The organism is Neptunicella marina (assembly GCF_014270035.1).
GTDB classification, from domain to species: Bacteria; Pseudomonadota; Gammaproteobacteria; order Enterobacterales; family Alteromonadaceae; genus Neptunicella; species Neptunicella marina.
This window is the reverse complement of record NZ_JACNEP010000009.1, coordinates 63502-87582: the sequence shown is the minus strand read 5'-3', so window position 1 is coordinate 87582 and position 24081 is coordinate 63502. Positions and strand designations below refer to the sequence as shown.

Here is a 24081-nt window from a genome sequence, read left to right as displayed (position 1 = left end):
ACAACTGTTTTGATATGAATAAAAGGCACCAACACGATGATTTTCGAAAAAAGTCTGCTTGAGCGCATAGACGATCCCCAACCACAGGATAGTCGCAGTCTGAATGTAGACCCTGGCAAAGTATCGGATTCTATTACCAGACACTTGTCGAATATGTTTAATGTTCGTCAGGGGAGTGTAATGACGCTGGATGACTATGGCATGCCAGATTTTAATGACATTATCCGTGACTTTCCCAATGCAATTAAAGTCATACGCAACGTGATCAGGGATGCAATCCGCCAGTATGAGCCGCGGCTAAAAAGAGTATCCGTCACTCATATTGCCGATCCCAACCATCCACTGGAACTATTTTTTCAAATTAAAGCCGAGCTTCAACTGGAAGACGAGACCCTGCCCATCGCCTTTGAGACTGTGGTTGGAGACAGTGGTTCGGTGAAAATAAGGAATTGATGTGAGTTTTAATAAGTACTTTCAGGAAGAACTGTCTTATTTACGCGATCTGGGTAAGGAGTTTAGCGAGGCCAACCCTCAACTGGCCCCCTTTCTAGCCGAACGTGGCAGTGATCCGGATGTGGAGCGTCTGCTGGAAGGTTTTTCTTTTTTAACCTCACGCTTAAGCCAAAAGCTGAATGATCAGTTGCCTGAACTGACCCACAGCATGATAGAAATGATGTGGCCTCATTATTTACGTCCCATTCCCAGTATGTCGATTGTTGAATTTAAACCTGTCGCTAACGCCTTAACCGAATCACGACAAATCAAGCAGGGAACAGAGTTGGATAGCATACCCGTTGAAGGCACAAGCTGCCGTTTTCGTACTTGTTACGATGTGGACATCAGCCCGCTCGAGATTACCCAGGCAAGTATCAAACACGACGCCAAAAACTCCTATCTGACACTCGATTTTCAACTTCACTCAGGCACCTCTTTAGCCCAAATAAATCTGGATAATATTCGCCTGTTTTTACATGGCGACCCCGTGATAACCCAAACCCTTTATTTGTGGATCCGACGCTATTTGAGCAAATTAATAGTATCCGCCTCAGGCGATAATCCTCTGAATGATGGTATCAATATAGGCACAACTGCTGTTACTCCCGTGGGTTTTGCCTTGAATGAATCACTAATGGATTATTCAGAGCAGGTATTTCCTGGTTATCGACTATTGCAGGACTATTTTATTTTACAGGACAAGTTCTTGTATCTGGATATCGGCAAGCTTGGCACGTTAAAACAAGCTGGCAACGGCAATAGCTTCAGTCTGCAATTTGTATTTGAACGCTTTATTGATGAGCACGTTCGCATCAGTAAAAACAATTTTCGTTTACATACCACACCAGTAATCAATGTATTCAAGCGAGACGCCGATCCCATTCGAATTGACCATACCAGCATGGAATACCGGATCCGTCCCAATGGACGCAATTCCACTCACTTTGATGTGTATTCAATCGATAAAGTTGAAAGTAAGGTACAGGGTGTTGCCCAGTCACGGGTATATACACCCGTGCACACGTTTGAACATGAAGAAAGCCAGGTAGATAGTATCGGCCATTACCACAAACGTTTAAAAAGCGGTGCAAGTGATCGCAGAGTAGAAACCTATATTGCTTTTGGTGGGCAAAAAACACGCCATGATCAATTAAACAGGGAAATTGTATCGGTAGAACTAACCTGCACCAACCGCCATTTACCGGAAAAGCTTAAAGTTGGAGATATCAAAATACCCACCGCCAGTTCGCCGGAATTTGTTACCTTCAGCAATATCACCTCGACCAGCGCGACCGTCTATCCACCACTTGATGAAGACTTGCAATGGCAACTTATTTCTAACATGTCGCTCAATTACAGCAGTCTGACCAACATTCAAATGTTACGAAATTTAATTGCTGCCTATGATTTTAAAGCCATGTCAGACCGTCAGGCAGAACGTCAGTTACAACTTAAGCTACAAGGTATCAGCAATATTGATGTAACGACCGAAGACAGATTGATCAAGGGACACCCCATTCGTGGTCTCAGTATTCACATATTAATCAAAGAAAGTCATTTCACCTCAGAGGGAGATATGTACCTGTTCGCCAGTGTGCTGGATAAATTTTTTAGTTTGTATACCAGTATTAATTCATTCCATCAGTTAACAGTCGTCGGTGAAGAAAAAGGAGAGACTTACACATGGCCGCTCAAGATGGGCCTGCAAAATATCCTGTAATCAGCTATTTGCTGCAGCATCCGCAGCGATTTAGCTTTTATCAGGCAGTAAAACTGCTTGAACAGGCAAATGCGCAACAGGACACAATGTCTGTTGGGCGTTATGGCCCTTGTAACAACGAATCAATTCGTTTCAGACCTTATGCCAGTCTGGGCTTTGCCAGTGCAGATATAAAACAATTAAAAGCGATTTCACGCCAGCATGGTGATGTTATCTATCGCATGGATATCAACTTTTTAGGCTTGTATGGCGCAACATCACCACTACCGGCTTTTTACACCGAAGCGATTATTCAGCATGCAGATAACGAGAGTAACCGACGCGATTTTCTCGATGTCTTTCATCATCGCATTATTTCGCTGCACTACCGTATTCAGGCTAAATATTTACTGTTTGAGCACATCAAAAGTGGTTTAACCGATCCGGTGTCTAACTGGTTATTTGCTTTGATTGGCCTGAAAAACGTCACACAGCTTGATTCACCGCCACTTACAAGATTAAACCGACTTCTAGCCAATATGGGGTTGCTGGCAACTCAAAACCGCTCAGGTGCCATGGTCAGTCGTATTATTTCACATTACTTTGGCCGCATACCGGTTGAAGTGCAGGAATTTATACCACGTAAAGTAAACATATCCGAAAAACAGCAAGTTTGTTTAGGAAAACAGCAGAGTACTCTGGGTGAAGATATTACCATAGGTGCCCAGGTTGAAAATCTGTCCGGTAAGTTCAGGTTATGGATCGGCCCACTCAGTTTTGCGCGATTTAATCAGTTTTTACCGGGCAACGGTGAATATGAGCAATTAATCGCGCTAATCCGCTATTTACTGCGCGACCCGCTGGCATTTGATATTGGCTTAAAACTCCGCGAGCAGGACACACCAGATTTAACATTGAAGAACAACTCCCCCTGTCGACTGGGATGGTCCAGCTGGCTGGGTAAACATAATCACCAAACCAAATCCGTCATCCTTGGCCACACTACGATTTAAGCAAAAAGGAAGCTTTATGTTAAACGTCGATCTCAAACCTCTTATAAAAAAACTCAGCAGTTATACGGAGCGTTCGCTGGAGGCGGCGGCAGGTGTCTGCGTTTCCCGCGGGCATTATGAAGTGACCATTGATCATATGCTGCTGGTACTACTTGAAGATCCCAGTAAAGATTTCCAGCAGATACTTAATTATTTCGGCATTAATTTGTCGCACATACAGCGCGAAATTAATCGTGCAGTGGAAGAGATTAAAGGTGGAAATCCGGGCAAACCGGTATTTTCTCCATTACTAGTGGAATGGATTCAGGAGGCCTGGTTATTAGGTTCGATCGAATTTGGATTCGCTAATATACGATCAGGCATGCTGATCACAACCTTGTTAGCAAATAGTCGACGCTATGGTTTTGGTCAGTATATGGATTTACTGGATAAAATATCCGCTGACGAACTCAGATTACATTTTAACGATATTGTTGCCGGATCAAGTGAAACCAGCAGCCAGTTACACAGTTCTTCAGCACCGGCAGGCAATGGAGGCTCTCCCACTGACAATGCAGATTCTGCACTTGCACGTTTTGCTCACAACCTGACAGAAGCTGCCAGAAATAACGAAATTGATCCCATTTTTTGTCGCGACAATGAAATACGCCAGATGATTGATATTCTGGGTCGCAGACGTAAAAACAATCCCATTGTTGTTGGTGAAGCAGGGGTAGGTAAAAGTGCGGTGGTTGAAGGTCTGGCACTTAAAATTGCCAATGGTGATGTACCGGACTTTTTAAAGGAAGTGGAACTGGTTGCACTCGATTTACAATTACTACAGGCCGGCGCCAGCGTAAAAGGTGAATTCGAAAATCGCCTTAAACAAGTCATGGATGAAGTAAAATCTTCCCCTAAACCGATTATCTTATTTATCGATGAGGTACATACCTTAATTGGCGCTGGCGGTGCAGCAGGCACCGGCGATGCTGCCAATATTTTAAAACCGGCACTGGCACGTGGTGAAATGCGAACCATCGCTGCCACCACCTTTTCTGAATATAAAAAATACATAGATAAAGATCCTGCGCTGGCGCGACGTTTCCAGAATATAAAACTGGATGAGCCTTCCGCCGAACAGGCCATTACCATCTTACGTGGACTGAAAGATATTTACGAAAAAGCACACGGTGTTTATGTACGTGATGATGCCATAGAATCTGCTGCCTTTATGGCAGAACGTTATATCACCGGTCGCCAGTTACCGGATAAAGCCGTTGATGTTCTCGACACCGCCAGCGCCAGGGTAAAACTCAGCTTGTCATCCAAACCGGCGGCAATCGAAGATATGCAACAACAAATCGCCATGTTTAATCGTCAGAAAGATGCCATCACACGCGATATTGCCAGTGCCGTTATCACAGACGACGGACAGATAAACGAGCTGGATGAAGTGATTAACGGCATTGAGCAACAGCTGCAAATCACGCTGGAAAAATGGCAACAGGAACAACAACTGGCGTTAAAAGTACTCGAGTTACGCGATCAGGTAAAACAGGCTAAAGCGGAACAGCAGGATTCATCGCAATTACAACAACAACTTGATGACTGCGTTCAAGAACTGGAAACACTGCAGGCCGGAACCAAACTGGTACATTACGAAACCAGCCCGGAAACAGTGGCGCAGGTTATATCGGACTGGACAGGTGTGCCACTGGGCAACATGGTACGTGACGAATCAAAACGCATTCTTGAATTCGCCACCAATATGGGTACCAGAGTCAAAGGTCAGAACCACGCCATCACCTCACTGGATGAAGGGGTTCGCTCTGCCAAAGCAGGATTACAAAACCCCGATACACCATTAGGGGTATTCTTGTTTGTGGGCCCAAGTGGGGTAGGCAAAACCGAAATGGCGCTGGCCATTGCTGATGAGTTATTTGGTGGCGAGCGCTTTATGACGACCATTAATATGTCTGAATTTCAGGAAAAACACAGCGTATCGCGCCTGATTGGCTCACCTCCTGGTTATGTGGGTTATGGTGAAGGAGGCATGTTAACCGAAGCTGTCAGACAACGTCCTTATTCCGTTGTATTACTCGATGAAGTTGAAAAGGCCGATTTGGAAGTGATGAATCTGTTCTATCAGGTATTTGATAAAGGCATGTTATCTGATAGCGAAGGCCGTTTAGTGGATTTCAGAAATACTATCGTGATTCTGACCAGTAATCTGGCCACAGATGTCATAACCCAGATGGGCGCAGGTGATGAACGTCCGCCTGTTGATGTTATCACCAGCGCCATTCGTCCTATTTTGAGTAATCACTTTAAACCGGCATTACTCGCACGTATGCAAATTGTGCCCTTTTATCCATTAGTCGGCGATATTCTTAAAGATATTGTAGTTCTTAAACTCAATAAGGTGGTTAAACGCTTGCAAGCCAGTCAGGATATTGTACTCGAATACAGCGATGCAGTGGTCGCCCAAATTGCTGAACGCTGCAAGGAAGTGGAAACGGGTGCACGTAATATTGATCACATTATTAACCGCACCTTATTGCCCGAAATATCCACGCATATATTGCAAATGATGCACGACGACTCCCAACCTCAAAAACTGAATATCGATATAGGTAAAGATGGATTATTTACCTATCAATTTAGTTAAAAACGGACTCAATTATGCTATCGGAACAGCATTCCTCAACGCAGATAATGGAAGAACTGCTGCGCCTGACGACCTTGCTCAATACCGAGCGGGATAGTCATGCGTTATTACACAGTATTGTCGATGTAGCACGCAGGCTAACCTCAGCCGAGGTCGGGCGTATTTTTATTCTGGATAAAACCAAACGCTATTTGCATCAGCCGATTAGTCAAAACACCCATATCGCAAGTGAAATACAGGGGATCAAAGCAATAGAACTGTTTAAACAAGGCAAACGCAATATGCAGGACATCACTTGTTATTGCGCTTTCACCGGAAAAGTGATGAATATTGCCGATATTTACCAGTTCAGTGGTTTTGATTTAACTCCGTATTACGATTACGACAAAATCAACCAGTATAAGACCAGTTCGCTATTGGCAGTGCCATTTCGTAACCATCTGGAAGAAACCATAGGCGTGCTGCAATTAACCAATCACGTCAGTAAAAATGGCAAACATTACAAACCCTTTCCAACCAAACTGGAAACCCTGGTTTCGGCATTTGCAGCACAAGCGGCGGTTACCCTCAACAATATGCAACTGATTGAACATAATCATCGTTTAATCGCTTTATTGGATAAAACTAACCGTGAATTAAGCGAAGAAAACCAGACACTGCGTAAACAAATTAAAGCGCCGCAATTTGGTGAAATTATTGGTACGTGTAAATCAATGAAAACGGTATTTGATTTAATGTCCAAAGTTGTAAATACCAGTGCCACTGTATTATTGAATGGTGAAACAGGCACCGGCAAAGAACTGATTGCCAAAGCGATTCATTACAACGGAGCACGTAAAAGTGCGCAGTTTGTCGCACAAAACTGTACCGCCTTACCGGCCAATTTGTTGGAAGGCGAATTATTTGGCTATAAAAAAGGGGCGTTTAGCGGGGCTGATCGCGATAAAAAAGGCTTAATTGAATATGCCAACGGCGGCACACTGTTTTTGGATGAAATTGGCGATATGCCGATGGATTTACAGGCAAAACTATTGCGGGTGATTCAGGAAAGAGAAGTACGTCCGTTAGGTGCATTAAGCAGCGTTAAAGTAGATATACGCATCATTGCAGCCACACATCACAGCCTGCCCGAGTTAATAGACAAAGGTACATTTCGTGAAGATTTGTTTTACCGCTTAAATGTATTTCCGATTGAACTACCGCCGTTGCGCTTAAGACGAGATGATCTGCCAGCACTGATTAACTACTTTCTCAATCAGTATTCACAACAATACGACAAAAAGATTTCATTAATGTCTCCTGCTGCACTGCAATTACTCAACCATTACCATTATCCGGGTAATGTACGCGAGCTAAAAAACATTCTGGAACGCACCGTTTTGATGTGTGAAAACGATGCCACTATTTTGCCGGAACACTTACCGGCAGAAATTTTGCAAGCCCAAAATCGCTTCGATACAACGTCTTTAGCTCTGGGGGAAAGCACTAATCTAAAATCAGTTGTCGGCCGCTATGAATCATCAGTAATTCGGCGACGGCTGGAAGAAAATGGTGGCAATCAAACAAAAACCGCCCGCAGTCTTGGCATATCCCGCAGGGCATTAATCGATAAAATGCAGCGTTATGCTATTACATCAGCTAATCAACCGACTCTTTCTGCACAAAATAGTCTCAGTAGTTAATCTTGTGTTTTATTGAAACCATGCAACAATCTGTACACTTTTTATACTATGCGCATTTTTTTGCACACCTTTATTACATCATCTGAAAGCACCTGACTGAATAATATTTATACAAATCAATAAACTACAAAAAATGTATAAATTTTATTCAGTTGGCCTGTATCTTGAAATGCTTAGTTCGACGTTACTTGTTTAACTATTTAATGGAGAACACACATGCCAGTTCCAGCCTATATGACAATTGAAGGTGCCACACAGGGCGATATTTCTGCAGGTGCATGCAGTGCCGACAGTATTGGTACATTATCTAAATCCTCCCATGAAGATGAAATCATGGTTCAGGCATTTAGTGGTGACATTATCGTACCTAAAGATCCACAAAGCGGTCAGCCTTCAGGCCAACGCGTTCACGATGGTTTCACCATCACTAAAATTTTCGACAAAAGTTCACCCATGCTTTATCAGGCGCTTTCTACCGGAGAGCAACTTAACAGTGTAGTGCTAAAATGGTTCCGCACCGCGCCAAGCGGTGAACAGGAGCACTATTTCACTATTGAGGCCAAAGAAGCGACCATCACAGGTATTCGTACCCAAATGCCTAACTGCCTTGATCCTAACAACAACAGCTTTACCCATATGGAAGAAGTGTCTTTCTCTTATAAAGAGATTAACTGGACACATGAAGTCGCGGGTACTTCAGGCACAGACAGCTGGAATAGTTAAATAACCAGCAAAAGACAAAATTGCCCGGATACATTAGGCAAGGTTACTGGTGCGAAAAGACACTTGCATTTGTGTTTTCTCATCATGGATGACAGAGGATATTGGTTATGGCTGAAGCTCAACGTGTAAATGCGGAATTTAACTCAAACGCATTTGATTCCATTGCTGACAACTTATTTAAAGTGGTTGGCTTTAGTGGAGTGGAAGCCATTTCCCAACCTTTCGAATTCAACATTAGCTTATTAAGTGCTGAACCGGATTTAGATTTACAGAAACTCGTGGGTCAAAATGCCACTTTGACCCTGACACGAGATACCAACACCAGAGAGATTCATGGTGTTATTTTTTCCATCGAACAGGGCGAAGAAGCTCAGTTCGACCAATATTATTACCATGCTTTATTAGTACCCCGCATCTACATGATGCACCTGAGTCGCCAAAATCAGATTTATCAAGAGCTTACAGTACCTGACATTATTAAGAATGAGATATTAGACACCGATTACTCCACTAATATGCTCGCAGATGACCTCGAGTTTCGCCTCGCTAACAGCTACCCAATAAAAGAATATTTGGTGCAATACAAAGAAAGCGATTTGAACTTCATTTCACGTCTGATGGAACACGAAGGTATTTATTACTACTTCGACCATCTTGAAGGTCGGGACAAAATGATTTTTTGTGATAAAAAAAATCAGCTTGATCCAGTCCTAACCGAAAACAAAATACCCTATGTCCCAGCTTCCGGCATGGCGAGTTTTGCAGACGAAGCCATTCATAAATTTTCGCTAAAACAAACCCAAACCGCCTGTGAAGTTGTACTTAAAGACTTTAACTACCGTCAGCCACATCTTCCTCTGCAAGGGAATGCCTCTATTAATGAAAATGGTCTGGGCCGACTATATGAATACGGCGATCATTTTAAAAATCCACAGGAAGGCGACACCTTGGCTCAGGTAAGAGCCGAAGCACACTTGTGTGGCCAACGAACCTGTATAGGTCAGGCTGATGCCATTATGTTCTCAGCCGGCAAACTTTTCGAAATGCTCGATCATTTTCGTAATGACTTTAATCAGGAATACCTGATCACCCATATCCATCATCGCGGGGGACAGGCGTTACCCGGTGTTTCCGCCAGCAATAATCAGAGTGACGCGATTGCTTACAGCAATGATTTTGAAGCGATTCCGGCAACACTGGAATTCCGGCCACAGCAAATCGCACAGAAACCAAAACTATATGGCATTCTCAATGCCATTGTTGACGGTGAACAGGACTCTAATCGCGCACAAATCGATGATCAGGGACGCTATAAACTGGTGATGCCTTTTGATATCAGCGGTAAAGGTAAAGGCAAAGCCAGTCGCTGGGTACGCAAAGCCGAAACCTATGGCGGACAAGGCACCGGCATGCATTTCCCACTACTAAAAGGTACAGAAGTGATCTGGACCTGTATTGATGGCGACCCTGACCGCCCCATCATTACCGGCGTAGTACCCAATCCGCTCAATAAGAGCGTAGTCACCGCCAAAAACAGTGCTCGCAACATTATTAAAACCGCAGCAGGGATAACCTGCATTATGGATGACGGTCAATCAAGCCCCGGGACCTCTGGAAATTCTGGTACTGAACAGCAACACACCAAAGTTGCAGCATTTCAAACCGCCAGCCCACTCAATACGGCCCCCAGTAATGAACTTATTCAACAGCAACATCACTCAGCTATTGGTGTTGAGGATAGAGATGATGCCGCTGGTGGCGGTGGTGTGGGGCCAGGGGAAAAAATGTACAGCATGAGTGTTACGGACTACAACAGTGACCACCACAATAGTTATTTTAGAATGGGAGCGCCGGATACCGATCAGACCATGGAAACAGATTACAGTTATGCCGATGCGTCTGGCGGTATCTTTATGTCTACCGATGGCAAAATTACCCAAAGCACGTCCGATGACTTTTTCAGTAAAACAAGCGGTATTTCATTCAAACAGGATTTAAGTTCCAGCGGCAGCTACAGTCGTGGCTACAGCGCGGGTATTAAACTAGCGGGCTCCACCAATATTAATGCCACTTACGACTTAACCTATGGACTGGGTCTTTCAACAAAATTAACGCTTGGTACAGATGTCAGTATTAACTATGGATTAAAATTCAGCTCGGGTAGCACCAAAGAATATAAAAATGTCAGCGGTGCTTTGGTGCAACAAGCCAAAAACGTCTTAATCCGCGCGTCTGACTTTGACGGTAAAGTGAAAGCGATAGACAAGGCTATAGGTGGCGCCACAATATTAGCCGGAATTGGCGCAGCCGGCACGACGATTACGGGCGTGCCTAACGAAATAAAAACCTGGAATAATTCCGATATCAATAAATCACTTCTTACTGCATCAGCTATTTCTTCAGCAGCCACAGTAGCGGGCTCGATTGCTTATGCAATAAGAAAAATAAAACATGAAGAAGATGAACTGAAAAAATCTGCTGGTACGGAATCCTTTATTGCAATGGATAACGACAGCATCGTATTAAGTTGTGATGGCAGCTCAATTGTTATCAATGGTGAAGGTGTGTTTATCAATGGCAAAACTCTCGCCACAGGACAGTTACCTAAAAATAAAAACTCATTTTCGCCCAATCAGGGCGACTTGAAAGATGCCAAAGTCAGTAAAGTGTATCCTGAGTATGTCAATTTAAATGCGCAAAAACGGATGGATATACGCTCCCAGCAAAGCATTTATATCGCTGCCAATCCCAAAATAAAAATGGACGACAAAATTCCACCAACCGTTGATAAAAGCAAAATGAAGGCAACTCCCTTAGCTCCGCCTCCACCGAATGCCGGCGCAATACTGCAGTTTGATAAATCTTCTAATGCCAGCCTATATAGCAAAGGTGACCTGACATTCGTTAATGAATCGAAAATAGAGCTGGAGGCACGGGGAAAAATGCAAGTTACAGCAGATGAAGCCAAGTTCAGTAAAAATCTGACTGTTACCGGCGTCATGAAAGATAAAAATACCACCAGTACCTGATAGCAGAATCGATTTTGGACAACGTCACTGTTTTGATTACTTCTTGGGCAATAAATCTCTCTCTGAGGTCAATAATTTGGAACCCTTTAACCAGACAAACCTAAAACTGGCATGGATACCAGGCATGTTACAACCACCAAACCACAGTGTAACTCTGGTGGTGAAAGGTTGTTTTGATTTAGTGCCGGATAACAAAGCCGTTTATGCCCAGAATTCGGATGATGCAACCATAACCGGTGACACCTTTGTCGATGACAAACCCACTGCCAGTTTAAAATACGCCAATGACCTGGTTATTTTTAAACCTAAAGCAGACTTAACCTTAACCGGGGTTGCTTATCCGGAATGCGGCAAAGCCGGTTGCAAAGTCACCTTTGCTGTTGGTAGCTGGAAAAAATCACTCGCCATTTTTAACGACCGATTCTGGCAATGGGGACGAGCGTCAAAACCTGAACCTTTTGGTGCACAACCTTGTGCCGCCATCCCACTCACGTATGAAAATGCATATGGCGGGCTTAAATACGCACAGAACCCTGTAGGTAAAGGCTTGGATAAAATCGATGTAGGAACGGAAAACCTGCACCCCCTCCCCAATATTGAACATTGTGATGCCTACCTTTCCTCGCCTTCACAAAAATCGTTGCCGGCAGGATTTGGGCCTCTTAAAGATGGTTGGGGTGACAAAACACCACTTAGTGGCACTTACAATGATAAATGGCTTAAACAAAATTTCCCTTATTTCCCCAATGACTTCAATTGGCGTTATTTCAACAATGCCCCTCAGGATCAACAAGTTGATTATCTGACAGGTGACGAATCACTGTATTTTGAACATTTACGTCCTGAAGTCCCGCATTTTAACTCAAAGTTACCGGCAATAAGGCCTCGTTTATTTGTCAAAGGCCAATATTCACCTGAGCAAAGGTTTTTCCATGAAGTGACATTGCACCTCGACACCCTACATGTTGATATGGAAAAGCAACAAATTAATCTGATCTGGCGTGGTGTGGTTGGTGTACAAAGTGATGAATTTGAAGAGTTGCAGCATGCCTGTTTGTTTGTTGAGAACATGGATGGGGAACGCTGTAGCAGCGACTATTACCAACAAGAATTCGAACAGCACCAAAATGCCACAAATGCTGAGTTTGCTATCGAAGAATTTGAAGATCCACAAGGTGAAGATTTACCTCTGGAGGTTATTCAAACTACTGAAACAGAAACCTTTGAAGCAAGCACCGACACTGAACTCAAGCAACATTTTGAGCACCTTAAACAGCAATTAAAGGAACTTGGACTGGCAGATAATCTGCTTGAATTGTTTAATCCTGATGCGGATGTGGATAAATTGAACAAGCAAATCTTCCAGGCTCAGCATATCAATCCGGACGATGGGGCGAAGCTCATTGAATCCAGCAAACAGGACATGCTGACTTTTCTAAAAGATCAGGGATATGATTTGCCGGAATTTCACTCGGCGTCATCACAAGGTGTAAATCTAAAAGCCGACACAGAACCATCTTTAGTCACCCAGCCAAATGTTAAAGGTACTGAATTAACAGGGCTGGATCTGTCCAACCAGGACCTGTCAAATCGTGACTTTCGCCATGCTGATTTAAGTAATGCAATTCTTACCGGTGCTAATCTCAGCGGATCCGACTTTAGTGATGCGGATTTAAGCGATTGCATAATGAATGATGTGCAGGCAGTCGGCGCCATTTTCGATGGTGCAATACTAACTGGAGTAAGTGCTGAACAGGCTAATTTTACTAAAATTTCCGCTGTGGCAGCCCAATTCCAGCAAGCAAGCCTGATGAACGTCGATTTAAGCGAAGCCGAACTAAATCAGGCAGATTTTACTGCCACAAACTTGCCTGGCGCGAATTTCAATAAAACTCTGCTGCAGGAATCTATATTTGACGACAGCGATTTATCTCAGGCCAGGTTTATTCAGATTGATGCCAAATCAGCGAGTTTCGCAGGTTCCAATTTGTATGAAAGTACATTTAATCACTGTAATTTACGCGAAGTAAACTTCAGTAATTGCCACCTTAGTCTGGCTAAATTTGAACAAAGCGAACTATCCAATGCCCTGATGGAAAATGTCGATGCTAAAGGTTTAAGCATGTTTGACTGCGGTTTGAATGGTATCCGGGCGGCGGAAGGAAGTAACTTTAGCAATGCATACTTCGTCAAAGGCAGTGCTATCGCTATTATTTTTGATGGCGCCGATTTAACTGACGCGATATTCGAACAAATCCCCCTGCAATCCGCCGACTTGTCCAGTACCGATTTAACCCGCACGATATTTAATGACTGTGATTTGAAATTGGCAGAGTTTGCCAAGTCTACCGCAACGGAAACTAAGTTATCAGGCGTAAATCTGTTTCAGGCCAACTTCACAAAAAGCAAACTAACAAGAACAGACTTAAGTCGTTCAAATTTATATGGTGCGGAGTTTTATCAGGCCAATATTGACAATGTTGACTTTAACCACGCCAATATTAAACAAACTAAAATCGCCTTGGGCATGGTGAAATAACATGAATGCAACCACTGAATCCATCATTAAGCTGTTGCAAAGTGGTAAACGGCCTCAATACAACATTTTATGCAATTTGGAACTGGTTGGCGTCAACCTGGCAGGACTGGATTTATCTCAACTAATGTTTGTTGATGTAAACTTTAGTGGTGCTAATTTAAGCGGATGCAATTTTGCTGAAAGCTCAATATTTAATTGCCAGTTAGACAATACTGTTTGTAGCGACACCAATTTTAGTGGCGCGTTATTATCCAACCGCAAACTACTCGAAAATAAAGGGTTATTAGCACAACTTAAAGAAAACCCGCAAATCAATCAGTCGACTGAAAGCCTTTGTAGTGCACATTCTGCCAATTTTAGCCGAGCAAACCTGACTAACGTTATTTTTGAGTTTATGGATTTTTCCAACGCCTGTTTTAGTGCCTCAACAATCAGCAATGGATCAATCAATGATTCAATCTTTACTAAGGCAAATTTACAGGACACCAATATACTGAATAGCGTTATTCAGCGCAGTACTTTTACTCAGGCCAGTTTTGCTCAAGCCTTAATACAAGGTAATTCCTTTGAGCATTGTCATTTGCATGACTGTCGTTTTAACGGTGCCAAATTGATCAGTACTAAACTGCTCTCTGTCTCACCAGACAACCCGGATTTCAGCGACGCCAGTTTGGTCGATATCGACACTAGCGAAATGAATTTAACCAGCGCTGGCAGATTGACTGGAGACTTTTCTGGCAAGGCCATGCGAGGCATGGTACTGGCCAATATGGATCTGACCGGTTGCCGGTTTACGGGCACTGATTTTAGCGATTCAAATCTGCAAGGCTCAAACTTAAGTGGTGCAGATTTAACTGGTTCATCACTCAACCGGGTAAATTTAGCCGGCGCCAATTTAAATAATACGTTATTGGCGGCAGTGGATCTCGAACAAGTGAAATTGCGTTCTATTACACTGATTAACGCAGACCTTAAAGACGCCAACTTAACTCACGCAGACCTGTTAGATGCCGATCTGTCGGGAGCAAATCTGTCTGGCTCAGACTTGTCCGGACTGGATCTGAGGTCAACCCGCTTGCGTGGAGCCAATTTGGCAAATGCAGATTTATCCGCGACCAACTTGACCGGCGTTGATTTAACCAACTGTAATTGCCAGTCGACTGATTTTTCAGATAGTAATCTAACCGACACTATTCTTACGGATGCCAACTGTAACAATGCAGAGTTCAACAATTGCTCATTTCTACGCACGGTAGTTAATGGAAGTACATTCACAAAAAGCAGGCTGTGCAATATTAAAGCAGATAAAACCAACTTCTCTAGTCTGGATATGAGCAGCGCTGACTTCTCTGAAGGCGTTTTAACCCACTGTCTTTTTGTCAAAACAGACCTGTCCAACGCCAGTTTTGAATCAACAACACTGCAAGACAGCGATTTTTCTTCCGCTGTACTGAATGATGCGGATATGAGCACCAGCAAGTTAATCAACCTCGAGTTTAATGGTGCACTTTTGCACGGCACTATACTGGAATCAGCATCAATTACCCTGACCAGCTTTCAGCACGCACATTGCCAGGCAATCGATTTCTCTTCTGCAGCGCTTGAACAAATCCACCTATCTGGCGGGATGTATAAAAGATGCAGCTTTGCCGGCATGAATTTAAGTCATCATAATTTGCAAAATTGTGATTTTAGTGACAGTAATTTTTCGGATTGCACATTGGAACATGCCCAATTAGATAACAGCGTATTAGACCGAAGCGATTTTTCTAACGCGAACCTCAAATCAGCCACTCTGACTCAGGTCAGTGCAACAGCGACCAACTTTATGCTCGCCAATATGACTGGTGCAGCATTAAACAACGGCAACTTTACCACAGCCTGTTTTATTGGCAGCCAATTAGCGGTATGCAATTTTAGCAATGCTATCCTTAATGAAGCGATGGTAACTGACGCAGAGTGTGCAGGCGCCAAATATTGTGACGTCGTTGGTCAATATGCAGATTTCTCCAGAAGCCGTTTGTTAAATACCGATTTCAGCGGTGCCGATATGAAAGGAATAAATTTACATCGGGTTGAGGAACAGGGAACAAAATGGCGTGGTACCAACTTACAGGATGCCAGAAAAACAAACAAAGATTTAGCCGCGGCAGAAACCTGGCGATCACCAAATTCACTCTAACTAAGGCAGATATTATGTTGACATCAATCGCTCCGGAAAATCTGAATCACCTGCAGAATTTTGTCAGAGTTGGCAATGTGACTGAGGTGGTTGATGCAAGTCGGATACGGGTATCAATTCCGCATAAAAATAACGCCATTGATATATGGACAAGTTTTGCTATGGGTAATCAACCATTACCTCAATCCGGTGATAAAGTTCTTGTAGCCGGAGAAAATGACCAGTCCGGCTATATTATCGGCTTGTTTCCATCCACAACTCCAACAACAACATCTTTCCATTTGCGCCAGGAAGCAGGTACACAAAATACTATATTAACGGTCGCTCAGGGTGATCTGAAACTCCGTTCTGAACAGGGCGGAATTCATCTTGATGCAGCTGGAGAAATAACTATGAATAGCCAGCAGTTTGACCTGTCGGCTGCAAAGGGGAATATCAAGATACTGGATACCAGTTATCAGGGTCTGCGGTTGGGGGTTACCATTGAAAAAACCAAATTACTGCTCGGAAAAATTAATAGTACGGTCGGACGAATTATAGAGAAGGCCGCGAATGTATACCGTCAGGTTGATAATCTACATCAAATAAAGGCGGGTCGTATGCGAACTGTGGTTGATGGTACATATCATATTAAAGGCCAAAGGCTAATTGAAAAAGCCGATAAGGAAGTTCGTATAGATGGCGAAAAAATAAATCTTGGATAGGACAAAGTCATGTTTCCGATAACAACCAAAGGTGGTGGAATGAGTATCGCAATGCCGGATGTGTGTAAAACACCTGCGCCACCGGCGCCGCCCATTCCAATTCCATACCCCAATATGGCGAGCTTTACTCAAGCCAACCCTGGAACCTGCAGTAAAAAAGTTAAAATATTGAATCAGGCAGTTATTACCAAAGATACTCAGGTAAGCATGACATCCGGAGATGAGGCGGGTTCCGTCGGTGGAGTGGTATCAAATATGATTAAAGGCCCGGCTAAAGCAACAAAATTCAGCACGAAGGTCAAGGTTGAAGGAAAAAATGTGGTCTATCATACATGCATGATTGGCCACAATGGCAGCAATGCCAATTCCCCAGCGGGTATTCACTCTGTTCCATCGCAGATGAAAGTTACAGTAATGAGCTAGCAAAAGAAGGCAACATCGTGGTTTACAATCCATATTGGTTACAGATTATATTTTATTTGCTAACAACCGTCTTTGTTCCGGGCCTTACGGTTCTGCTGGTTTATTGCGCATATAGAATATGGCTAACTGAAAACCTGCTCAATGCCTGCCCAATAATTTTTATGGCCGGCTTAGCTGGATATTTGTGCTGGGTACTTTTACCTGTAATTAAATATATTCCCGCCAAACTCGAACATGACGACAACGGTTTCAGTCTTCAGCTACATAACAAAGTATCGCGATATTCATGGCCGGACATAGCAAAAACCATCAATCACGGTGTCATTGGCGTTCTGCATCTTGTTGATAAAAATGGTCAAATTGTGTTCGTTGTGCATAAGTGTACGCCTGGCTACAAAAAGTTTGCCAAAACGGTATTTAGGGAAGTAGGTATTCGGAGCTAACCCCTGATTTAATTTATCCCACAGGAGAATATATCGATGGCAGGTAAAATTAATGGTAACCGGGTGCTCAAGTGGGCAACTACCAGATAACACACAACACTCGCTATGATTTTGAACAGGATGTGGATGGGTTAATCCTGGTTGCCTGTTTAACCCCATATGAGATCAACGGTCAACAATGCCATTATCACAAGTTGATCTGTCAGCCTCCCAGCGCCAGCTGTTCAACATCACAAGACCGTTTTGGTAACCATCTCACAAAAATATCGGTAAAACGCAAAACAGCCGCGCTGCAAATAACCAGTGTTTCACGTGCAACATCAATAAGTTATGGCGAATATTCTTTTAAATCGACGCCTAAACAGAATTGGAAAAGCCAATTACCCGCCAAAGAAACTCTCCTAATAAAACAACTATGCCAACAGTTTGCAGCCGATATTATGCAAGCAGAGCTACCTGTGAAGGTCAAAGTCGAACGCCTGTGCAGCCGGATTCATCAGGAATTTAAATATTGCCTGCATGCAACCGACATACATACCTCTTTAACTACCCTATTCGAGATTCGATTAGGTGTTTGTCAGGACTTTGCCAGAGTCATGCTCGCGATATTACGTACCTATAACGTTGAGGCGCATTACGTGAGTGGATATCTGTATACAGGCGAAACCTTATCAGATGGTACTGTGACCCAACCAGCCTCTCATGCCTGGGTATCGGTTAATTTAAATGACAATATATGGTGTGATATTGATCCAACTAATAATTGCTGGGTAGATGACAGGTATATTTCGTTGGCGAGAGGATTTGACTACACAGATGTCATCCCGATTAGAGGTGACGCTCACATTGCTGTAGGCCAATTTTTACAGGTTTCTGTCACCATTGAACATTTACTTACTAAAACAGGCTAACTTAAAAAGGAAAACACATGTCTGCTAAAAAAATATGGATAAGCTGGTTATCAGAGCAGGAAGATCCTGTATTACAACAAACACTGCGTGATTTGCAATCTGTTGGACTGCTAGTAAGTGGTGCTCCTTTTATTGATGATCTGGAAAAATGCGCCTGGACTGAGCTTGCCGAACATTTATGTGCAGAACCTGATATTTGGCTAATAGGCGGAACACCCGAGCAATTCGCCCAGCCTTCTGTTCGTTACGCATTATCACTGATTAGCCTGAACTTAAGTATCAATAAACCGGCGTTGCCAGTATTTGTATTTAACGCACAGGATCAGCAATCCATTTCATTACCACCGCTTTGTCATAATTTTACGGTTTTAACATCCGGTCCTGGCTGGGCTGCAAAAGTAGTAGCGGGGGCATATTCAAATACTAAAAATCAACTGGAAACAGGTGTACATGTTAATATGATTGCCCAGTCCGCCATTGGACAATGGTTCGAATTAGGACCAGAACAGCAATCGGCAAACTGGCAGGGTGCGATGTTCGGTATTCCTAAAGGACAGGGTGAAATCCTGTTTCAGGCTGTGGGACAACGTGGACAACTTCCGGATAAAACCGTAAACGAATATCCCATGAATGGTATTGAGTTGGAAATTAACGGCGATGAATATGTGGCCTGTGCGTTAAAAAATACCGTGTCAGATCAACAAGCCTATTACATAAAAGTAAAAGGATTTCCCAGCAATATCATTATTGGTGACCATCCGGAAACAGCGGATGCAGAAGTACATTGTATTCAACTTAGCTAACGCATTAGCGGTAACGTATCATCCATTGAAAAGTCAGGATTATTTTTACCACCCTCTGATTTTTGAGACTGGTAATCAACAATAACAACAGACACATTATCTCTGGCTCTTCGAGCGATCGCCGTTTGAATCAGTAATGAGGGTAAAGTATCCAAACTATTGCTAATTAAAAACTGGGTGATTTCACTATCAGACATAACTTTATTTAAGCCATCGCTACACAGTAAAAAACTATCTCCAGGTAACAATGGGGCGGTCACCACATCCAAATTAAGCTCTTCATGTGCACCTACAGCTCTGGTAATCACATTGGCTGCGGGATGGGTTTCTGCCTCAGCCGCACTTAGCAACCCTGCTTCAACTAATTCCTCTACCTGACTATGGTCACGGGTTAAACGGGTTAACTGTTTATCACGCAGACGATATATACGAGAATCACCTGCCCAGATGCAATGAACTTTCTGATGTTCAAACAGCAACACTACGACCGTACTGCCTATCACTGTCGATTCAGGTAATTCATTTGCCAGTTCCTGCAAATTTCTGTTTACCAGGATTAATTGCTGCTTAATCAACTCAATATCCAAAGGATATTCCTGGGAATTAGCCAAACGTTGCAAATGTTCAATAATCATCTGACTGGCAACATCACCTTTTTGATGTCCGCCCATGCCATCAGCTACACACCACATTCCTACCGAAGAAGCATCTAGCAATGCGTCTTCATTAATTTTCCTGACAGTACCTATATCCGTTTGTGCTGCCGAACGCCACTTGCTGTTTAGCATACTGAGCTTCCCTGATTTTAGGTTTTAACAAAAACCTACTGAATATTACGCCAACAATCTTATTCAGCTTAATTGTTCTTTTTAAGGCAACAATTGTTTTTGCGTGAAACAGTTTTTGTAGGTAGACTCAATTTGATTATTTTTTAGCCAAAAGTGCAAATTTTTATTTGCCGTTACGATAGAAAGGAGTCTGTGCGTGGCTGATATTCTCAATCAAACCATTGGCCGTTACGAAATCAAAGAGTTGATTGGTGAAGGAGCGATGGCCAGCGTTTACCGCGCTTACGATCCTGAAATAGACCGTTCGGTCGCATTTAAAATACTCAAAGATGATCATTGTGTAGACGAAGAATATCTATCACGTTTTATGCGCGAAGCCAAAGCTGCAGGCGCGTTGTCGCATTCTAATATTGTGACTGTATTCGATGTGGGCAAAATAGAAAAATCGCCCTACATCATGATGGAATTACTTGAGGGAAAAGATTTAGGCGAAACGTTAAATGAAAAACACAAACTGAGTGTTACAGAAACCCTGATCATTGGCATTCAACTGGCCAAATCCCTCGATTACGCACATAAAATGGGTATTGTTCATCGCGATATAAAACCCGACAACATTATCGTTTTACCCGATGGCGAAACCATAAAAGTGGCCGACTTTGGCATTGCCCGAATAAGCGAAGCTGAAGAAGCGCAAAAAACCCAGGTTGGCTCAGTACTTGGCACACCTCGCTACATGTCACCAGAACAAGCTTTAGGAGAAGAAGCGGATGGCCGTTCTGACTTATTCTCGGTTGGCGCAATCATGTATGAGATGCTGACAGGAAAAAAAGCTTTTGATGCATCAAATATTGGCACTTTGATGACACAGATCACCCAAAAGCAACCTGCGCCAATTCAGGATTTTTGTCCCAACATTCCAGCGGGTTTGCGCCAGATAATTCTGAAACTATTGAATAAAAAACCCAATAAACGTTTCCAAACAGGCGGAGAACTTGCCTCAGCCCTCGCCAAAGAACTAAGTTCGTTACGTGAACAGGAAGCGGAACAACGCAAACAAAAATATGTGCCATTAAAAATCCGCTGGGCAATTTACATGGCTGCCATTGTATCGGTGCTGATGTTAATTACGGTAAGTGTTATTTTTAATATCCAGTCCAAAACCATGACTCAGCAGGCCGTCGATTCCGGTTCATCTTTTGCCAAGTTTATTGCCACAGAAACCGCTATTCCCCTGTTAAGCGAAGACTGGATTACACTGGAGACCTTTATCAGTGAAGCAAGTAGTCGCGATACCTTTAGTTATCTTATTGTTACTGATAGGAAAGGTATTGTAAGAGGGGCTAGCGACACCAGGTTGGTGGGTAAACCTTATCAGCCACCTGAAGAAGAAGAAATCATTAGTGACAAAGATAATATCCACACCAGTAGTCTAATGCTCGAAAATGGTAGCGCAGTATTTAATATATCAGCACCCATTTTATTTCAGAGCACCAACGTCGGACAAATCATACTGGGCTTGTCACAAGACAGCCTGGACGAGGTAAAAAGCGTTACCGGCTGGTTAATGTTTTTGCTCGCATTAATTACAGTCAGTTCAGTTGCTGTAGTGTTATTTATATTTGGTGGATTGCTGGCGAAACCGTTAAAGATTCTGGGTCAGAATATATCCGCTTTTGCTGATGGCGATTACGATAGCCGTGTATCATTGACCCGCAATGATGAAATAGGCGAACTATTTGACCGCTTTAATATGATGGCAAGCAAAATTCAGCTGGTATTACATCCCGATAGTCAGCACTCCAATGATGATACCCGTTCCAGCGAAGATTCAATGAATGAAGAGATTACAACTAACCCCATCGGGTTGGATGAAAGCCTGTCGGGTGATGAAACTGTGTTAGCCAGTAGCTTGGTAAAATCACCTACCGAGACAAAAAATATCGATGACAATAAACAAACACCGGAAAATAAAAACGCTAAGACAGCATCTAAAAAACCGGTAAAACCAACGCCTGAGTCAGATAACGATGCCACCATCATTGCATCCAGTTCGGCAAAAATTAAAACAGCCGTAACCAAACAGGCTAAACAATCCAAAGTGATAACAAAAAAAGAGTCGGAGTCAGGTGAAAAGAGTAGCTAGTTATTTCGCTTTATTAGTACTAACAGCCTGCAGCAGTAATCGTGCAACGTTTGTAAAAAGCGACGACGATTTTATTTTTGTTAAAGCCGGTAGTCATTCCAGTTGGCAGAGCATCGCGCAGGATTACATGGGCAACGCACAATGGGCATCCGTGCTTAAACGGTATAATCCGGACATAGATATAACATCGGGTAGTGTTATTGCCGTTCCACAAAAAAATTTTTATCCATCGGCCGTGTTCAGCAATGGTTACCAGCTTATCACCATCCTCTGTTATCACCAGTTTACTCAAGATCACAACGACATCAGCAAAATGGTTGTATCGGCGAAAGAATTCAGTCAACAGATGAATTTTTTGGCTGATAATGACTATCAGGTTATTAATTTGCAGCAACTATTTGAATTTTTGCAAGGGCAAAGAGAACTACCAGAAAAAAGCGTAGTTATTACTGTTGATGATGGGTACCGCAGCTATCTGGATGTAGCTTATCCTATTCTTAAAAAACACCAATTTAGTTCAACTCTGTTTGTTTACCCGGAGTTTGTCGGAGCAGGTCTGGCTCTGGACTGGGATGAAATTAGAAAGCTCAAGCTAGATCCTTTGGTCAATATCCAGTCTCATTCAAAAACACATGACAGCCTGCAGCCGGATCCAAAAGGTGAAACAGGTCAACATTATCAACGACGTCTACATAGTGAAGTTGTGGAAACTGACGATATTTTTGAGAAACGAATCGGTCGTCGTTCCAGCTTCTTTGCATACCCCTATGGCAATACCAGTCCACAGTTAATAGAGTTGCTACAGGCAAATCACTATCAATTGGCCTTTACCGTTAAAAAAGGGGGTAACGCAAATTTTGCCTCTCCCTATTTGTTAAATCGCACCATGATCTATGGTGGAGATTCATTAGAACGGTTTAGCCGAAACCTCAAGCACTACGAGTACCAAAATTTAAAATGATGCGTTTATTAAGCTTACTGTTATTAGTATTTGCTCTTGCGGCTTGTAGTAGTAACAGACTAGACAATCAGACATCTGAACTAAACAGGGTTTCTCTGGCTGATGATTTGGAAAAGCAGGGCAGGTTTTATGATGCCTGGCTGCAATGGAAGATACTGACTCATCTCGATAACAATAATCCAGAATATCAGCAGAATATGCAAAACCTGCACAATAAAATAAAACAAAAATCGGCCTATTTAAAATCCAGATTACCGGCTAACCCTAGTGAAAAATATAAAACTCATTATTTAAAATTACTGGCATTGGAACCCTCGAATCATCTGGCTTTGGATGCACTAAGACAAATTCAGTGGCAACAGTCATTAACAGCAGCCAGGCAAAAAACAAAAGCGATAAAAGAATATTTTAATCAGGTACAAAACAAAGCCAATAAGTCTATTGCACAAAATAAATATGCAACCAAGGCGAAAAATGCAATTAAACAAAAGAACTTCTCAGAACTGCTGACACTTTCAAGTGATTACATCAAAAGAGTTCCTGATAGTCAGTTAGCGCAGGACAACAGCTATATTGCACTTACAGAACTGGCAAATCAGGCTGCAGCTAACGGCCAAACAGACAACGCCCTGACTCTGTTGCAAAAAAGCCTCTTAATTGAGACTTCACTGAGTAAAAAGCAGAATATAGCCAAAATAAATCGCATAAAATCAGATAAAGCAGAGCATGCATATAAACAAGGTCTATTATTATTTAAATCCAACATTGCTCAGGCAATTGTCTTTTTTAAACAAGCTATAAATTTAGACCCCACACATTACAAAGCCCAGCAACAACTGAAACGTGCAGAAAAAATTCAGTCCAATTTACTAAAAATCCGCCGAAATCACTGA

Annotated in this window: 18 protein-coding genes; 17 read left to right on the top strand and 1 reads right to left on the bottom strand. The window is 42.8% G+C overall.

Going from position 1 to position 24081, the window contains the following annotated elements; translation table 11 throughout:
• The first annotated feature begins 36 nt into the window (after positions 1–36).
• From tssE to H8B19_RS12320, 14 genes are all read left to right on the top strand, one after another.
• Positions 37–453, top strand: coding sequence for a type VI secretion system baseplate subunit TssE (gene tssE, locus H8B19_RS12385; RefSeq protein WP_186507207.1), 417 nt, complete (start codon positions 37–39; stop codon positions 451–453).
• 1 nt (position 454) lies between these two features.
• On the top strand, positions 455–2215 hold the full coding sequence (gene tssF / locus H8B19_RS12380; RefSeq protein ID WP_186507206.1) for a type VI secretion system baseplate subunit TssF: 1761 nt from the start codon (positions 455–457) through the stop codon (positions 2213–2215).
• The gene (gene tssG, locus H8B19_RS12375; protein ID WP_186507205.1) at positions 2179–3207 is read left to right on the top strand and encodes a type VI secretion system baseplate subunit TssG; all 1029 of its coding nucleotides are present in this window, start codon (positions 2179–2181) and stop codon (positions 3205–3207) included. The genes tssF and tssG overlap by 37 nt, the downstream gene beginning before the upstream one ends.
• A gap of 16 nt (positions 3208–3223) precedes the next feature.
• On the top strand, positions 3224–5854 hold the full coding sequence (tssH, locus tag H8B19_RS12370; protein WP_186507204.1) for a type VI secretion system ATPase TssH: 2631 nt from the start codon (positions 3224–3226) through the stop codon (positions 5852–5854).
• Positions 5855–5868: 14 nt separating this feature from the next.
• Positions 5869–7536, top strand: coding sequence for a sigma-54-dependent Fis family transcriptional regulator (locus H8B19_RS12365; protein ID WP_186507203.1), 1668 nt, complete (start codon positions 5869–5871; stop codon positions 7534–7536).
• A gap of 216 nt (positions 7537–7752) precedes the next feature.
• Entirely contained in the window at positions 7753–8259 is a 507-nt protein-coding gene (locus tag H8B19_RS12360) for an Hcp family type VI secretion system effector (protein WP_186507202.1), read from the top strand.
• Between the two features lie 107 nt (positions 8260–8366).
• On the top strand, positions 8367–11288 hold the full coding sequence (locus tag H8B19_RS12355) for a type VI secretion system Vgr family protein (RefSeq protein WP_186507201.1): 2922 nt from the start codon (positions 8367–8369) through the stop codon (positions 11286–11288).
• Positions 11289–11412: 124 nt separating this feature from the next.
• Positions 11413–13827 carry a DUF2169 family type VI secretion system accessory protein gene (locus tag H8B19_RS12350; RefSeq protein WP_186507200.1) on the top strand — a complete coding sequence of 805 codons (2415 nt, stop codon included), beginning with the start codon at positions 11413–11415 and terminating at the stop codon, positions 13825–13827.
• A 1-nt stretch (position 13828) separates the two neighbouring features.
• Positions 13829–16009: a pentapeptide repeat-containing protein gene (locus tag H8B19_RS12345; RefSeq protein ID WP_186507199.1), complete on the top strand. Its 2181-nt coding sequence runs from the start codon at positions 13829–13831 to the stop codon at positions 16007–16009.
• 14 nt (positions 16010–16023) lie between these two features.
• Entirely contained in the window at positions 16024–16713 is a 690-nt protein-coding gene (locus H8B19_RS12340) for a DUF3540 domain-containing protein (RefSeq protein WP_186507198.1), read from the top strand.
• Positions 16714–16722: 9 nt separating this feature from the next.
• Entirely contained in the window at positions 16723–17136 is a 414-nt protein-coding gene (locus H8B19_RS12335) for a PAAR-like domain-containing protein (protein WP_186507197.1), read from the top strand.
• The gene (locus H8B19_RS12330) at positions 17046–17579 is read left to right on the top strand and encodes a hypothetical protein (protein WP_186507196.1); all 534 of its coding nucleotides are present in this window, start codon (positions 17046–17048) and stop codon (positions 17577–17579) included. Before H8B19_RS12335 ends, H8B19_RS12330 begins: the two co-directional genes overlap by 91 nt.
• 71 nt (positions 17580–17650) lie before the next feature.
• A complete protein-coding gene (locus H8B19_RS12325) occupies positions 17651–18490 on the top strand; it encodes a transglutaminase N-terminal domain-containing protein (RefSeq protein ID WP_186507195.1) in 840 nt (279 codons plus the stop codon).
• A 17-nt stretch (positions 18491–18507) separates the two neighbouring features.
• Complete coding sequence (locus H8B19_RS12320; RefSeq protein WP_186507194.1) at positions 18508–19293, top strand: hypothetical protein; 786 nt, start codon at positions 18508–18510, stop codon at positions 19291–19293.
• On the opposite strand, the gene H8B19_RS12315 is transcribed toward H8B19_RS12320, so the two are convergent.
• A complete protein-coding gene (locus H8B19_RS12315; protein ID WP_186507193.1) occupies positions 19290–20081 on the bottom strand; it encodes a PP2C family protein-serine/threonine phosphatase in 792 nt (263 codons plus the stop codon). The genes H8B19_RS12320 and H8B19_RS12315 overlap by 4 nt on opposite strands.
• A 196-nt stretch (positions 20082–20277) precedes the next feature.
• On the opposite strand from H8B19_RS12315, the gene H8B19_RS12310 reads away from it, so the two are divergent.
• Genes H8B19_RS12310 through H8B19_RS12300 form a run of 3 tightly spaced genes read left to right on the top strand, consistent with a single transcriptional unit; the run spans position 20278 to position 24081 of the window.
• Positions 20278–22227, top strand: coding sequence for a protein kinase domain-containing protein (locus tag H8B19_RS12310; RefSeq protein WP_186507192.1), 1950 nt, complete (start codon positions 20278–20280; stop codon positions 22225–22227).
• Positions 22211–23188, top strand: coding sequence for a polysaccharide deacetylase family protein (locus tag H8B19_RS19250; RefSeq protein WP_186507191.1), 978 nt, complete (start codon positions 22211–22213; stop codon positions 23186–23188). Before H8B19_RS12310 ends, H8B19_RS19250 begins: the two co-directional genes overlap by 17 nt.
• Positions 23185–24081 (top strand): tetratricopeptide repeat protein, encoded by an 897-nt coding sequence (locus tag H8B19_RS12300; RefSeq protein WP_186507190.1) that lies wholly within the window; start codon positions 23185–23187, stop codon positions 24079–24081. Before H8B19_RS19250 ends, H8B19_RS12300 begins: the two co-directional genes overlap by 4 nt.

Coding starts and splice junctions, on each gene's coding strand:
- tssE (WP_186507207.1), top strand. CDS start 37: ATGATTTTCGAAAAAAGTCTGCTTGAGCGCATAGACGATCCCCAACCA.
- tssG (WP_186507205.1), top strand. CDS start 2,179: ATGGCCGCTCAAGATGGGCCTGCAAAATATCCTGTAATCAGCTATTTG.
- tssH (WP_186507204.1), top strand. CDS start 3,224: ATGTTAAACGTCGATCTCAAACCTCTTATAAAAAAACTCAGCAGTTAT.
- H8B19_RS12365 (WP_186507203.1), top strand. CDS start 5,869: ATGCTATCGGAACAGCATTCCTCAACGCAGATAATGGAAGAACTGCTG.
- H8B19_RS12360 (WP_186507202.1), top strand. CDS start 7,753: ATGCCAGTTCCAGCCTATATGACAATTGAAGGTGCCACACAGGGCGAT.
- H8B19_RS12355 (WP_186507201.1), top strand. CDS start 8,367: ATGGCTGAAGCTCAACGTGTAAATGCGGAATTTAACTCAAACGCATTT.
- H8B19_RS12350 (WP_186507200.1), top strand. CDS start 11,413: ATGTTACAACCACCAAACCACAGTGTAACTCTGGTGGTGAAAGGTTGT.
- H8B19_RS12345 (WP_186507199.1), top strand. CDS start 13,829: ATGAATGCAACCACTGAATCCATCATTAAGCTGTTGCAAAGTGGTAAA.
- H8B19_RS12340 (WP_186507198.1), top strand. CDS start 16,024: ATGTTGACATCAATCGCTCCGGAAAATCTGAATCACCTGCAGAATTTT.
- H8B19_RS12335 (WP_186507197.1), top strand. CDS start 16,723: ATGTTTCCGATAACAACCAAAGGTGGTGGAATGAGTATCGCAATGCCG.
- H8B19_RS12330 (WP_186507196.1), top strand. CDS start 17,046: ATGCATGATTGGCCACAATGGCAGCAATGCCAATTCCCCAGCGGGTAT.
- H8B19_RS12320 (WP_186507194.1), top strand. CDS start 18,508: ATGTCTGCTAAAAAAATATGGATAAGCTGGTTATCAGAGCAGGAAGAT.
- H8B19_RS12315 (WP_186507193.1), bottom strand. CDS start 20,081: ATGCTAAACAGCAAGTGGCGTTCGGCAGCACAAACGGATATAGGTACT.
- H8B19_RS12300 (WP_186507190.1), top strand. CDS start 23,185: ATGATGCGTTTATTAAGCTTACTGTTATTAGTATTTGCTCTTGCGGCT.